The 15,394-nt window shown below is 56.2% G+C and carries 10 protein-coding genes; all 10 read right to left on the reverse strand.

Features of this window, described 5'->3' with window-relative positions:
- Positions 1-10: 10 nt before the first annotated feature.
- Positions 11-646, reverse strand: coding sequence for a 50S ribosomal protein L3 (gene rplC / locus GFU70_RS25725; protein ID WP_003186059.1), 636 nt, complete (start codon positions 644-646; stop codon positions 11-13).
- Positions 647-726: 80 nt separating this feature from the next.
- Complete coding sequence (gene rpsJ, locus GFU70_RS25730; protein WP_003186070.1) at positions 727-1,038, reverse strand: 30S ribosomal protein S10; 312 nt, start codon at positions 1,036-1,038, stop codon at positions 727-729.
- Positions 1,039-1,194: 156 nt separating this feature from the next.
- Positions 1,195-2,388, reverse strand: a complete 1,194-nt coding sequence (tuf, locus tag GFU70_RS25735; RefSeq protein ID WP_003186103.1) for an elongation factor Tu — start codon at positions 2,386-2,388, stop codon at positions 1,195-1,197.
- Positions 2,389-2,419: 31 nt separating this feature from the next.
- Positions 2,420-4,525, reverse strand: coding sequence for an elongation factor G (gene fusA, locus GFU70_RS25740; RefSeq protein WP_058542711.1), 2,106 nt, complete (start codon positions 4,523-4,525; stop codon positions 2,420-2,422).
- Between the two features lie 30 nt (positions 4,526-4,555).
- Positions 4,556-5,026, reverse strand: a complete 471-nt coding sequence (gene rpsG / locus GFU70_RS25745) for a 30S ribosomal protein S7 (RefSeq protein ID WP_003186074.1) — start codon at positions 5,024-5,026, stop codon at positions 4,556-4,558.
- 102 nt (positions 5,027-5,128) lie between these two features.
- Positions 5,129-5,500, reverse strand: coding sequence for a 30S ribosomal protein S12 (rpsL, locus tag GFU70_RS25750; RefSeq protein ID WP_003186084.1), 372 nt, complete (start codon positions 5,498-5,500; stop codon positions 5,129-5,131).
- Between the two features lie 216 nt (positions 5,501-5,716).
- Complete coding sequence (gene rpoC, locus GFU70_RS25755; RefSeq protein ID WP_058542713.1) at positions 5,717-9,916, reverse strand: DNA-directed RNA polymerase subunit beta'; 4,200 nt, start codon at positions 9,914-9,916, stop codon at positions 5,717-5,719.
- Between the two features lie 64 nt (positions 9,917-9,980).
- Positions 9,981-14,054: a DNA-directed RNA polymerase subunit beta gene (gene rpoB, locus GFU70_RS25760; protein ID WP_013694338.1), complete on the reverse strand. Its 4,074-nt coding sequence runs from the start codon at positions 14,052-14,054 to the stop codon at positions 9,981-9,983.
- Positions 14,055-14,274: 220 nt separating this feature from the next.
- Positions 14,275-14,640: a 50S ribosomal protein L7/L12 gene (rplL, locus tag GFU70_RS25765; RefSeq protein ID WP_007970414.1), complete on the reverse strand. Its 366-nt coding sequence runs from the start codon at positions 14,638-14,640 to the stop codon at positions 14,275-14,277.
- A 78-nt stretch (positions 14,641-14,718) separates the two neighbouring features.
- Entirely contained in the window at positions 14,719-15,219 is a 501-nt protein-coding gene (rplJ, locus tag GFU70_RS25770) for a 50S ribosomal protein L10 (RefSeq protein WP_003206099.1), read from the reverse strand.
- Positions 15,220-15,394: the final 175 nt, after the last annotated feature.

The raw sequence follows: 15,394 nt of genomic DNA on the forward strand, positions 1-15,394 counted from the left end.
CAGCTTCCCCTTAACCGCGAGCCTTGGCTGCTGGACGTACAACCAAGTTGCCGCCAGTAGCGCCAGGAACAGCGCCCTTGACCAACAACAGATTGCGTTCAGCGTCCACGCGCACTACTTCGAGGGACTGCACGGTCACGCGCTCAGCGCCCATATGACCGGACATTTTTTTGCCCTTGAATACACGACCAGGAGTCTGGCACTGGCCGATAGAGCCTGGAACGCGGTGGGATACGGAGTTACCGTGGGTGTTATCTTGCCCGCGGAAGTTCCAACGCTTGATCGTACCCTGGAAGCCTTTACCTTTGGACTGACCGGTTACATCAACCAGTTGACCAGCGGCGAAGATTTCAGCGTTGATCAGATCGCCGGCCTGGTACTCGCCTTCTTCAAGACGGAATTCCATTACGGTACGACCAGCGGCTACGTTCGCCTTGGCGAAGTGGCCAGCCTGAGCTGCTGTTACACGCGAAGCGCGACGCTCGCCGACAGTGACTTGCACTGCACGATAGCCATCGGTCTCTTCAGTTTTGAACTGGGTGACGCGATTCGGCTCGATCTCAATGACCGTGACCGGAATGGAGACACCTTCTTCGGTGAAAATACGGGTCATACCGCATTTACGACCGACTACACCAATAGTCATGTTGTAAACCTCATGAGTGTACGGGGCTTTCACCCGCTATGGCCGCCCATTTCAGAGCGTTACACGACTAAGACCGAGTCTTAGCCGAGGCTGATCTGCACTTCCACACCGGCCGCAAGATCAAGCTTCATAAGTGCATCAACGGTTTTATCCGTTGGCTGGACGATGTCCAGAACGCGCTTATGAGTACGGATCTCGTACTGGTCACGCGCGTCTTTGTTGACGTGCGGGGAGACCAGAACGGTAAACCGCTCTTTACGGGTAGGCAGTGGAATTGGACCACGCACTTGAGCACCAGTACGTTTCGCGGTTTCCACGATTTCCTGGGTGGATTGGTCGATCAGGCGATGGTCAAAAGCCTTCAACCTGATACGGATTTGCTGATTTTGCATTGGATTTCAGACTCCGGCTGCTATTCCCACCGGGCGCAATACGCCCGTTAAAAGGAGGCGCAATTCTATAGACGCCCCCGATAGGTGTCAACCCAATAAAAAAGCCCCCGCTAAGCGGAGGCTTTTTCAACTCATCAAGCTGACTCTATATGAGACTTACTCGATGACTTTGGCTACGACGCCAGCGCCGACGGTACGACCGCCTTCACGGATAGCGAAACGCAGACCGTCTTCCATCGCGATGGTCTTGATCAGAGTGACAGTCATCTGGATGTTGTCACCTGGCATTACCATTTCAACGCCTTCTGGCAGCTCGCAGTTACCAGTCACGTCAGTTGTACGGAAGTAGAACTGTGGACGGTAGCCTTTGAAGAACGGAGTATGACGGCCGCCTTCTTCCTTGCTCAGAACGTAAACTTCTGCGGTGAACTTGGTGTGCGGCTTGACGGTGCCTGGCTTGACCAGAACCTGGCCACGCTCAACGTCGTCACGCTTGGTGCCGCGCAGCAGCACGCCGCAGTTCTCGCCAGCACGACCTTCGTCGAGCAGCTTGCGGAACATTTCAACGCCGGTGCAGGTAGTTTTCTGAGTGTCGCGCAGACCGACGATCTCAACTTCTTCCTGGATACGGACGATGCCACGCTCAACACGACCAGTCACAACAGTACCGCGACCGGAGATCGAGAATACGTCTTCGATTGGCATCAGGAACGGCTTGTCGATAGCACGCTCTGGCTCTGGGATGTAGCTGTCCAGAGTTTCCACCAGCTTCTTGACAGCAGTGGTGCCCATTTCGTTGTCGTCTTGGCCGTTCAGAGCCATCAGAGCCGAACCGATGATGATTGGAGTGTCATCACCTGGGAAGTCGTAAGTGCTCAGCAGGTCGCGCACTTCCATCTCAACCAGTTCCAGCAGCTCAGCGTCGTCAACCATGTCAGCCTTGTTCAGGAAGACAACGATGTACGGAACGCCTACCTGACGGGACAGCAGGATGTGCTCACGGGTTTGTGGCATCGGACCATCAGCGGCCGAGCAAACCAGGATCGCGCCATCCATCTGGGCAGCACCAGTGATCATGTTTTTTACGTAGTCGGCGTGACCTGGGCAGTCAACGTGTGCGTAGTGACGCACGGCCGAATCGTATTCAACGTGAGCGGTGTTGATGGTGATACCGCGAGCTTTCTCTTCCGGGGCGCTGTCGATCTTGTCGAAGTCAACCTTGGCCGAACCGAAAACTTCGGAGCAGACACGGGTCAGAGCAGCGGTCAGCGTGGTTTTACCGTGGTCAACGTGACCGATGGTACCAACGTTGACGTGCGGTTTGTTCCGTTCAAATTTTTCTTTAGCCACGACAATTAACTCCTAGCTTAAAGGGGCTGAATCAGCCTTGCTTTTTGGTAACAGTCTCGACGATATGCGACGGAGCTGTATTGTATTTTTTGAATTCCATAGAGTAGCTTGCGCGACCCTGAGACATGGAACGAACGTCGGTCGCGTAACCGAACATTTCACCCAACGGGACCTCAGCACGAATCACTTTGCCGGAAACCGTATCTTCCATACCCAGAATCATGCCACGACGACGGTTAAGGTCGCCCATGACATCACCCATGTAGTCTTCAGGCGTAACGACCTCTACTGCCATGATCGGCTCAAGCAACTCACCACCGCCCTTCTGGGCCAGTTGCTTGGTTGCCATGGAAGCAGCCACCTTAAACGCCATCTCGTTGGAGTCGACGTCATGGTAAGAACCATCGAACACAGTCGCCTTCAGGCCGATCAGCGGATAGCCGGCAACAACGCCGTTCTTCATCTGCTCTTCGATACCCTTCTGGATCGCGGGGATGTATTCCTTAGGAACCACACCACCTACGACTTCGTTCACGAATTGCAGACCTTCCTGACCTTCGTCAGCCGGTGCAAAACGAATCCAGCAGTGACCGAACTGGCCACGACCACCGGATTGGCGAACGAACTTGCCTTCGATTTCACAGTTCTTCGTGATGCGCTCACGATAGGAAACCTGAGGCTTACCGATGTTGGCTTCGACGTTGAACTCACGGCGCATCCGGTCAACCAGGATGTCCAGGTGCAGCTCGCCCATGCCGGAGATGATCGTCTGACCAGTCTCTTCATCAGTCTTGACGCGGAAAGACGGGTCTTCCTGAGCGAGCTTGCCCAGTGCAATACCCATTTTTTCCTGGTCGTCCTTGGTCTTAGGCTCAACGGCAACCGAAATAACCGGCTCCGGGAAGTCCATGCGAACCAGGATGATTGGCTTGTCGCCATTGCACAAAGTTTCACCAGTGGTGACGTCCTTCATGCCGATCAAGGCCGCGATGTCGCCAGCGCGTACTTCCTTGATCTCTTCGCGGGCGTTTGCGTGCATTTGCACCATACGGCCTACGCGCTCTTTCTTGCCTTTTACAGAGTTGATCACGCCGTCGCCGGAGTTCAACACGCCCGAGTAAACTCGAACAAAGGTCAAGGTACCCACGAATGGGTCGGTAGCGATCTTGAACGCCAGAGCCGAGAACGGCTCGTTGTCGTCTGCATGACGCTCCAGCTCGACAGTCTCGTCATCCGGGTCAGTACCCTTGATGGCAGGAATGTCGGTCGGCGCAGGCAGGAAGTCGATAACGGCGTCGAGAACCAGGGGAACACCCTTGTTCTTGAAGGAAGAACCGCAAACAGCCAGGACGATTTCACCAGCGATAGTACGCTGACGCAGAGCGGCCTTGATTTCCTCATTGGTGAGTTCTTCACCTTCGAGGTACTTGTTCATCAGCTCTTCGTTGGCTTCGGCCGCAGCCTCAACCATGTTGCTGCGCCACTTCTCGGCTTCTTCCAGCAATTCAGCAGGAATGTCCTTGCGAACAGGGACCATGCCTTTGTCAGCATCGTTCCAGTAGACAGCCTGCATGTTGATCAGATCGATCTGACCCTGGAAGTTGTCTTCAGAACCGATAGCCAGCTGGATAGGCACTGGAGTGTGGCCCAGACGCTGCTTGATCTGACCGATCACGCGCAGGAAGTTGGCACCAGCACGGTCCATCTTGTTCACATAAACAAGACGCGGAACGCCGTATTTGTTGGCTTGACGCCATACGGTTTCCGACTGAGGCTCAACGCCCGAGGTACCGCAGAATACAACCACAGCGCCGTCGAGTACGCGCAGGGAACGTTCTACTTCAATAGTGAAGTCAACGTGGCCCGGGGTATCGATGACGTTGAAGCGGTGCTCGTCCTTGTACTGCTTCTCGGAACCCTTCCAGAAAGCGGTAATGGCAGCAGAAGTAATGGTAATACCACGCTCCTGCTCCTGCACCATCCAGTCGGTGGTCGCGGCGCCATCATGCACCTCGCCCATCTTGTGACTTTTGCCGGTGTAAAAAAGGACGCGCTCGGTGGTGGTGGTTTTACCAGCATCCACGTGAGCAACGATACCGATGTTACGGTAGCGGTTAATCGGTGTAGTACGAGCCATAAAGCCCTCGCAAATTGAGTGACGCTAAAATTAGAAGCGGTAGTGCGAGAAAGCCTTGTTGGCTTCAGCCATACGGTGCACGTCTTCACGCTTCTTAACTGCAGCACCTTTACCTTCAGCAGCGTCCAACAGTTCGCCAGCCAAACGCAGGGCCATGGACTTCTCGCCGCGCTTGCGGGCGAAGTCTACCAACCAGCGCATTGCCAGGGCGTTACGACGGGACGGACGAACTTCGACCGGAACCTGGTAAGTAGCACCGCCTACACGGCGCGACTTCACTTCGACCAGCGGAGCGATGGCGTCGAGAGCTTTCTCGAAGATTTCCAGGGGATCGCTGTTCTTGCGTTCCTTAACTTTGTCCAGTGCGCCATAAACGATACGCTCGGCAACGGCTTTCTTGCCGCTTTCCATTACGTGGTTCATGAACTTGGCGAGAATCTGGCTTCCGTATTTCGGATCGTCCAGAATCTCACGTTTGGCTGCTACGCGACGTCTTGGCATTGATAAGCCCTCAAACGGTCTTCAGGTTAGCCCGGGACAGCAGATGCGTGCCCGACCTTACTCTTATCGACTCAATAAAATTAAAAACTGCAAAACGGCCGATTATTTCGGACGCTTGGTACCGTACTTCGAACGACCCTGGTTACGACCTTTAACGCCGGAAGTATCCAACGAGCCGCGAACGGTGTGGTAACGAACACCTGGCAAGTCTTTTACACGACCGCCGCGGATCAGTACCACGCTGTGTTCTTGCAGGTTGTGGCCTTCACCGCCGATGTACGAGGAAACCTCGAAACCGTTGGTCAGACGCACACGGCATACTTTACGCAGTGCCGAGTTAGGTTTTTTCGGCGTGGTGGTATACACACGGGTGCATACGCCACGACGTTGCGGGCAGTTCTGCAGCGCAGGTACGTCGGATTTCTCGACGATACGCTTACGCGGCTGACGTACCAGCTGGTTGATAGTTGCCATCTACTAGCTCCACTGTTGTCTTGCGACGCTATTGTCTTACAAGAAAAGCAAAATGGCAGGAACGAATTCCCGCCAAATTTAGGGGATCAAGAGTCTAAAGAGGATCTTGTCCCCAGTCAAGGCAAGGCCCCGACCTCCCCGCCCGCCGGATCTCGACAATTTGTCTCGATCCGCCGAACGGGGCGACCAGGGCCAGGCACTCAATTACCGCAGAACTCAGTTACCACTCGAGTTCAGTGCTTCGGTCAGTGCAGCTTCCACTTCACTGGCGCTTACGCGCAACGGCTTGTCAGCTTCACGGCGACGCTTGCGCTCGCTGTGATAGGCCAAACCGGTACCGGCCGGGATCAGACGACCCACGACCACGTTTTCTTTCAGGCCGCGCAGGTAATCGCGCTTGCCGGTTACCGCCGCTTCGGTCAGTACGCGGGTGGTTTCCTGGAAGGAAGCCGCCGAGATGAACGATTCGGTGGACAACGACGCCTTGGTGATACCCAGCAGCACGCGAGTGAACTTGGAGACAAACTTGTCTTCGGTCGCCAGGCGCTCGTTTTCCACCAGTACGTGAGTCAGTTCCATCTGGTCGCCCTTGATGAAACTCGAGTCGCCGGATTCAGCGATCTCGACCTTACGCAGCATCTGACGCAGGATGGTCTCGATGTGCTTGTCGTTGATCTTCACGCCTTGCAGACGGTAAACGTCCTGGATCTCGTTCACGATGTACTTGGCCAGCGCACTCACACCCAACAGACGCAGGATGTCGTGTGGATCGCTCGGACCGTCCGAGATAACTTCGCCGCGGTTTACCTGTTCGCCTTCGAAGACGTTCAGGTGACGCCACTTCGGAATCAACTCTTCGTACGGATCGCTACCGTCGTTCGGGGTAATGACCAGGCGACGCTTGCCCTTGGTCTCTTTACCGAACGCGATGGTGCCGCTGACTTCAGCCAGAATCGAGGCTTCTTTCGGACGACGGGCTTCGAACAAGTCGGCAACACGCGGCAGACCACCGGTGATGTCGCGGGTTTTCGAAGTTTCCTGCGGAATACGGGCGATAACATCACCGATCGCGATCCGCGCACCGTCCGCAACACCGACCAGGGCGTTGGCTGGCAGGAAGTACTGAGCGATTACGTCAGTGCCTGGCAGCAACAGATCCTTGCCGTTGTCGTCGACCATCTTCACAGCAGGACGGATGTCCTTGCCAGCAGCTGGACGATCTTTCGCGTCAAGTACTTCAATGTTGGTCATACCGGTCAATTCGTCGGTCTGACGCTTGATCGTAATACCTTCTTCCATGCCCACGTAGGTCACGGTACCTTTCATTTCGGTAACGATCGGGTGAGTGTGCGGATCCCACTTGGCCACGATGGCACCAGCGTCGACCTTGTCACCTTCCTTCACCGAAATCACAGCACCGTACGGCAGCTTGTAGCGCTCACGCTCACGACCGAAGTCATCAGCGATGGCCAGCTCACCGGAACGCGATACTGCCACCAGGTGACCATCCACTCGCTCAACATGCTTGAGGTTGTGCAGACGGACGGTACCGCCATTCTTCACCTGAACGCTGTCGGCCGCGGAGGTCCGGCTTGCCGCACCACCGATGTGGAACGTACGCATCGTCAGCTGGGTACCCGGCTCACCGATGGACTGGGCAGCGATAACGCCGACCGCTTCACCGATGTTCACCTGATGACCACGTGCCAGGTCGCGACCGTAGCACTTGGCGCAGATGCCGTAGCGAGTTTCGCAGCTGATCGGCGAACGCACGATCACTTCGTCGATACTGTTGAGTTCGATGAACTCGACCCACTTCTCGTCAACCAGGGTGCCCGCAGGAACGATCACGTCCTCGGTACCCGGCTTGAATACGTCGCGAGCGATGACACGACCCAATACGCGTTCACCCAATGGCTCTACAACGTCACCGCCTTCAATGTGCGGAGTCATTACCAGGCCATGTTCGGTGCCGCAATCGATCTCGGTCACGACCAGATCCTGGGCAACGTCTACCAGACGACGAGTCAGGTAACCGGAGTTCGCCGTTTTCAACGCGGTATCCGCAAGACCCTTACGAGCACCGTGAGTGGAGATGAAGTACTGGAGTACGCTCAAGCCCTCACGGAAGTTCGCGGTAATCGGGGTCTCGATGATGGAGCCGTCCGGCTTGGCCATCAGGCCACGCATACCGGCGAGCTGACGGATCTGCGCAGCAGAACCCCGTGCGCCCGAGTCGGCCATCATGTACATCGAGTTGAAGGATTCCTGATCGACTTCGTTGCCATGACGGTCGATGACTTTCTCTTTCGAGAGGTTGGCCATCATCGCCTTGGAGACTTCGTCGTTCGCCTTGGACCAGAGGTCGATCACCTTGTTGTACTTCTCGCCCTGAGTTACCAGGCCGGAGGCGTACTGACTTTCGATCTCTTTCACTTCTTCGGTAGCAGCACCGATGATGCGAGCTTTTTCATCCGGGATAACGAAGTCGTTAACACCGATGGAAACGCCGGAAATGGTCGAATAGGCAAAACCGGTGTACATCAACTGGTCAGCGAAGATCACGGTCTCTTTCAGACCAACCACGCGATAGCACTGGTTGATCAGCTTGGAGATCGCCTTTTTCTTCATCGGCAGGTTGACGACGTCGAAGGACAGACCTTTTGGCACAACCTGGAACAACAGCGCACGGCCGACGGTAGTGTCGACGATACGAGTGTTGGTCACGCTGCCGCCGTCACGATCGTTTACGGTTTCGTTGATCCGCACCTTGACCTTGGCGTGCAGTGCGGCTTCGCCGGCACGGAACACACGGTCAACTTCTTGCAGATCCGCGAACACACGACCTTCGCCCTTGGCGTTGATCGCTTCACGCGTCATGTAGTACAGACCCAATACAACGTCCTGCGACGGAACGATGATTGGCTCACCGTTGGCTGGCGACAGGATGTTGTTGGTCGACATCATCAACGCACGCGCTTCCAACTGGGCTTCCAGTGTCAGCGGTACGTGCACGGCCATCTGGTCGCCGTCGAAGTCGGCGTTGTACGCAGCACAGACCAGCGGGTGCAGCTGGATAGCCTTACCTTCGATCAGTACCGGTTCAAACGCCTGGATGCCCAGACGGTGAAGGGTCGGTGCACGGTTGAGGAGAACCGGGTGTTCGCGAATCACTTCAGCGAGAACGTCCCAGACCTCTGGCAGCTCGCGCTCGACCATTTTCTTGGCTGCTTTGATAGTGGTCGCAAGACCACGCATTTCCAGCTTGCCGAAAATGAACGGCTTGAACAGCTCCAGGGCCATTTTCTTTGGCAGACCGCACTGGTGCAGACGCAGGGTCGGGCCTACGGTAATTACCGAACGACCGGAGTAGTCAACACGCTTACCGAGCAAGTTCTGACGGAAACGACCCTGCTTACCCTTGATCATGTCAGCCAGGGATTTCAGAGGACGCTTGTTGGAACCGGTGATAGCGCGGCCACGACGACCGTTGTCGAGCAGTGCGTCGACCGCTTCCTGCAACATACGCTTTTCGTTGCGCACGATGATGTCCGGAGCGGACAGATCGAGCAGGCGCTTCAAGCGGTTGTTACGGTTGATCACTCGACGATACAGATCGTTGAGGTCGGAAGTCGCGAAACGACCGCCATCGAGTGGAACCAGTGGACGCAGGTCCGGCGGCAGAACCGGCAGAACGGTCAGCACCATCCACTCTGGCAGGTTGCCGGAACCCTGGAAGGCTTCCATCAACTTCAGACGCTTGGACAGCTTCTTGATCTTGGTTTCGGAGTTGGTTTGCGGAATTTCTTCGCGCAGACGGCCAATCTCGTGTTCCAGGTCGATAGCGTGCAGCAGCTCGCGGACAGCTTCGGCACCCATGCGGGCATCGAAATCATCGCCGAACTCTTCCAGCGCTTCGAAGTACTGCTCGTCGTTGAGCAGCTGACCCTTTTCAAGGGTGGTCATGCCTGGGTCGATAACGACATAGCTCTCGAAGTAGAGAACGCGTTCGATATCACGCAGGGTCATGTCCATCAGCAGGCCGATACGGGACGGCAGCGATTTCAGGAACCAGATGTGGGCAACTGGCGAGGCCAGTTCGATGTGCGCCATGCGCTCACGACGAACTTTTGCCAGCGCGACTTCAACGCCGCACTTCTCGCAGATCACACCACGGTGCTTCAAGCGCTTGTACTTACCGCACAGGCACTCGTAATCCTTGACCGGGCCAAAGATCTTGGCGCAGAACAGGCCGTCACGCTCAGGTTTGAACGTACGGTAGTTGATGGTTTCCGGCTTTTTAACTTCACCGAACGACCACGAACGGATCATCTCAGGCGAGGCCAATCCAATGCGGATGGCGTCGAACTCTTCGACTTGACCCTGGTTTTTCAGCAAATTCAGTAGGTCTTTCAAGGCCTTTCCTCCTGGCGGAGCAGAGAGCGGGCAAAACAGCCCCGCTCTCGATTCGCGTCACGTGTTATTCGGTTTCCAGATCGATATCGATGCCGAGGGAACGAATTTCCTTGATCAACACGTTGAAAGACTCGGGCATGCCCGGCTCCATACGGTGATCGCCGTCCACGATGTTTTTGTACATCTTGGTCCGGCCGTTCACATCGTCCGACTTCACTGTGAGCATTTCTTGCAGAGTGTATGCAGCACCGTACGCTTCCAGTGCCCAGACCTCCATCTCCCCGAAACGCTGACCACCGAACTGCGCCTTACCACCCAGCGGCTGCTGGGTAACCAGGCTGTAAGAACCGGTAGAACGAGCGTGCATCTTGTCGTCTACCAAGTGGTTCAGCTTCAGCATGTACATGTAGCCAACGGTAACCGGGCGCTCGAACTTGTTGCCGGTACGGCCGTCGAACAGCTGCATCTGGCCGCTTTCTGGCAGGTCTGCCAGTTTCAGCATGGCCTTGATTTCGCTTTCCTTGGCACCGTCGAACACCGGAGTAGCCATTGGAACGCCGCCGCGCAGGTTCTTCGCCAGATCCAGGATTTCCTGGTCGGAGAAGGTGTCCAGCTCTTCGTTGCGACCGCCGATCTCGTTGTAGATCTCGTGCAGGAACTTACGCAGGTCAGCGACCTTGCGCTGCTCTTCGATCATACGGTTGATCTTCTCGCCCAAGCCCTTGGCCGCGAGGCCCAGGTGGGTTTCAAGGATCTGACCAACGTTCATACGCGAAGGTACGCCCAACGGGTTGAGGACCACATCGACCGGGGTGCCATTGGCATCGTGCGGCATGTCTTCAACCGGCATGATCACGGAGACCACACCTTTGTTACCGTGACGACCGGCCATCTTGTCGCCCGGCTGGATGCGACGACGGATTGCCAGGTAAACCTTGACGATTTTCAGCACACCTGGAGCCAGGTCATCGCCCTGCTGCAGTTTGCGCTTCTTGTCTTCGAACTTGTCGTCCAGCAGACGGCGGCGATCAACGATATAGGCCTGGGCCTTCTCGAGCTGCTCGTTCAGAGCATCTTCAGCCATGCGCAGTTTGAACCACTGGCCATGCTCAAGACCGTCGAGCACTTCGTCGGTGATTTCCTGACCTTTCTTCAGGCCGGCGCCGCCTTCGGCTTTGTGGCCGACCAGAGCGGAGCGCAGACGCTCGAAAGTTGCGCCTTCGACGATACGGAACTCTTCGTTCAGGTCCTTGCGGATCTCGTCGAGCTGAGTCTTCTCGATCGACAGTGCACGAGCATCACGCTCAACGCCGTCACGCGTGAAGACCTGTACGTCGATGACGGTACCCTTGGTGCCGGTAGGCACGCGCAGGGAGGTGTCTTTAACGTCGCTGGCTTTTTCACCGAAGATGGCACGCAGCAGTTTTTCTTCCGGAGTCAGCTGGGTCTCGCCTTTCGGAGTGACCTTGCCCACCAGGATGTCGCCTGCGCCTACTTCAGCACCTACATAAACGATACCTGCTTCGTCCAGCTTGTTCAGTGCAGCTTCACCCACGTTCGGGATGTCCGCAGTGATTTCCTCTGGGCCAAGCTTGGTGTCACGGGCCACACAGGTCAGTTCCTGGATGTGGATCGTGGTGAAGCGGTCTTCCTGAACCACACGCTCGGACAGGCAGATGGAGTCTTCGAAGTTGAAGCCGTTCCATGCCATGAACGCGATGCGCATGTTCTGACCCAACGCCAGCTCACCCATATCGGTGGACGGACCGTCGGCCATGATGTCGCTACGCTGAACCCGATCACCTTTGCTCACCAGCGGACGCTGGTTGATGCAGGTGTTCTGGTTGGAGCGGGTGTATTTGGTCAGGTTGTAGATGTCGACACCGGCTTCGCCAGTTTCAACTTCGTCATCGGCAACACGAACCACGATACGGCTGGCGTCGACGGAGTCGATCACGCCACCACGACGAGCCACGACGCAAACGCCGGAGTCACGGGCAACGTTACGCTCCATGCCAGTACCTACCAGCGGCTTGTCGGCACGCAGGGTGGGTACAGCTTGACGCTGCATGTTCGAACCCATCAACGCACGGTTGGCGTCGTCGTGCTCGAGGAACGGGATCAGCGACGCTGCAACCGAAACTACCTGCTTCGGCGATACGTCCATCAAGGTGACGTCTTCCGGCGCCTTGACGGTGAACTCGTTCAAGTGACGAACAGCTACCAGCTCGTCGACCAGGACCTTCTTGTCGTTCATCGTGGCCGAAGCCTGAGCGATCACGTGATCAGCTTCTTCGATGGCGGACAGGAACACGATCTCGTCGGTAACCAGGGCGTCTTTCACCACGCGGTACGGGCTCTCGAGGAAGCCGTACTGGTTGGTGCGCGCATAGGCTGCCAAGGAGTTGATCAGACCGATGTTCGGACCTTCCGGCGTTTCGATCGGGCATACACGACCGTAGTGAGTCGGGTGTACGTCACGAACTTCGAAGCCAGCACGCTCACGGGTCAGACCGCCCGGGCCGAGTGCAGAGACACGACGCTTGTGGGTGATCTCGGACAGTGGGTTGTTCTGGTCCATGAACTGGGACAGCTGGCTCGAACCGAAGAACTCCTTCACCGCCGCAGCCACAGGCTTGGCGTTGATCAGGTCTTGCGGCATCAGGCCTTCGCTTTCAGCCATCGACAGACGTTCCTTGACCGCACGCTCTACGCGCACCAGGCCAACACGGAACTGGTTCTCGGCCATCTCACCTACACAGCGAACACGACGGTTACCCAGGTGGTCGATGTCATCGACGATGCCCTTGCCGTTACGGATGTCGACCAGGGTCTTGAGAACGGCAACGATGTCGTCCTTGTTCAGTACACCCGAACCTTCGATTTCGGTACGACCGATACGACGGTTGAACTTCATCCGGCCGACCGCAGACAGGTCATAGCGCTCAGGGCTGAAGAACAGGTTGTTGAACAGGGTCTCGGCGGCATCCTTGGTTGGCGGCTCGCCAGGACGCATCATGCGATAGATCTCGACCAGGGCTTCCAGTTGGTTACCGGTGGAGTCGATCTTCAGCGTGTCGGAGATGAACGGACCGCAGTCGATGTCGTTGGTGTACAGCGTCTCGATGCGAACGACCTGGGCCTTGGCGATTTTTGCCAGGATCTCGGTGTTCAGCTCGGTGTTGCACTCTGCCAGGATTTCGCCGGTGGCCGGATGCACGATGACCTTGGCCGTGGTGCGACCCAGGACGTAGTCCAGAGGCACCTGCAGCTCTTTGATCCCGGCCTTTTCCAACTGGTTGATGTGGCGAGCGGTGATACGACGACCCTGCTCGACAATAACCTTGCCTTTGTCATCCTGGATATCGAGGACAGCGATTTCACCGCGCAGGCGCTGAGGCACCAGTTCCAGGCTGAGGTTCTCACCTTGCACATGGAAGACGTTGGTGGTGTAGAACGCGTCCAGCACTTCTTCGGTGGTATAGCCGAGCGCGCGCAGCAGTACCGATGCAGGCAGCTTGCGACGACGGTCGATACGCACGAATACGCAGTCTTTCGGGTCGAACTCAAAGTCCAACCACGAACCGCGGTAAGGAATGATGCGCGCGGAGTAAAGCAGTTTGCCGGAGCTGTGCGTCTTGCCACGGTCGTGGTCGAAGAACACGCCCGGAGAACGGTGCAGCTGGGAAACGATTACACGCTCGGTACCGTTGATTACGAAGGTACCGTTCTCAGTCATCAGGGGGATTTCACCCATGTAGACTTCTTGCTCTTTGATGTCCTTGATCGCTTTGTTCGACGATTCTTTGTCGAAAATGATCAGGCGCACTTTTACCCGCAAAGGTACGGCGTAAGTAACACCGCGCAATACGCATTCTTTGACATCAAATGCCGGTTCGCCCAGGCGATAACCGACGTACTCCAGCGCAGCATTGCCGGAGTAGCTGATGATCGGGAAAACGGATTTGAAGGCCGCATGCAGGCCCACGTCGCGGAACTGATCTTTAGTCGCTCCCGCTTGCAAGAATTCACGATACGAATCCAGCTGGATGGCCAGGAGGTACGGCACATCCATGACGTCCGGCAACTTGCTAAAGTCCTTGCGGATACGTTTTTTCTCAGTATATGAGTAAGCCATCAGCGTTCCCCAGCTTGGTCACCTGCTTGTTTGGCCCCTCCCGACGGGAGCAGCCAGAAAATCGTGCAAACCCCATGGTTTGCGCCACCACATCGGGTGGTTACAGCTCGCTATCGGCACCGACCCAGTCGGCTGCCAATAACGGAAAAAGGCCGGTGGCAAGAGCCACCAGCCATCAGCCTGTCGCTTAACGCTCGGGCTGGAGACGCAAAGTCGATGCTTACTTCAGCTCGACTTTAGCGCCTGCTTCTTCCAGAGCGGCCTTGGCTTTGTCAGCTGCGTCTTTGGCAACAGCTTCCAGAACCATGGCAGGAGCGCCGTCAACTACAGCCTTGGCTTCTTTCAGGCCCAGACCGGTCAGTTCACGTACTGCCTTGATCACGTTTACTTTCTTCTCGCCAGCTTCGGTCAGCATGACGTTGAATTCGGTTTGCTCTTCAGCAACGGCAGCAGCAACAGCTGGGCCAGCGGAAGCAGCAGCAGCGGTAACACCGAATTTTTCTTCGAAAGCTTTGATCAGCTCAACAACTTCCATTACGGACATGTTGCCAACGGCTTCGAGGATATCGTTTTGAGAGATAGACATGAATCTAAATTCCTGGATTGGGGGACGGCCTACGCGACCATCGAAATAAACAAAAAACGCGAAAAGGAGTGTCGAGCCTTAGGCTGCGGCAGCTTCTTTCTGGTCGCGCAGTGCCGCCAGAGTACGAGCCAATTTGCTGGTTGCGCCTTGAATCACGCTCATCAGCTGGGAAATTGCTTCGTCACGGGTCGGCAGAGTTGCCAGTACGTCGATCTGGTTAGCTGCGAGGAACTTGCCCTCGAACGCAGCTGCCTTAATCTCGAACTTGTCCTGACCTTTGGCGAATTCCTTGAACAAACGGGCAGCAGCGCCAGGATGTTGGGTGGAGAACGCGATCAAGGTCGGGCCGGTGAACACGTCGTTGAGGACACTGTATTCAGTGTCAGCAACAGCGCGCTTGAGCAGGGTGTTACGTACAACACGTACGTAAACGCCAGCTTCACGAGCCTCTTTACGGAGTCCGGTCATAGCGCCTACTGTTACGCCACGGGCATCAGCCACGACAGCGGACAGAGCAGCTTTGGCAGCCTCGTTGACTTCAGCGACGATGGCCTTCTTGTCTTCGAGTTTAATTGCCACGGGTTTAACTCCTGCTTGTTACCGTTTCATCCGGTCGAAACCGAATGTCGTTTTGGTGTCTGATTCGGTAAGGAACCGGGAGCACCATCTGCGTAGGCTTGTGGTTTAAGACTTGCGTCGCCTACGGTCTTGGACAGCCCCCGCCAGGCAGGGACCCCAATTTTTTGATTGGCGC

This window comes from Pseudomonas brassicacearum (assembly GCF_009601685.2).
GTDB lineage: Bacteria > Pseudomonadota > Gammaproteobacteria > Pseudomonadales > Pseudomonadaceae > Aquipseudomonas > Aquipseudomonas kilonensis_B.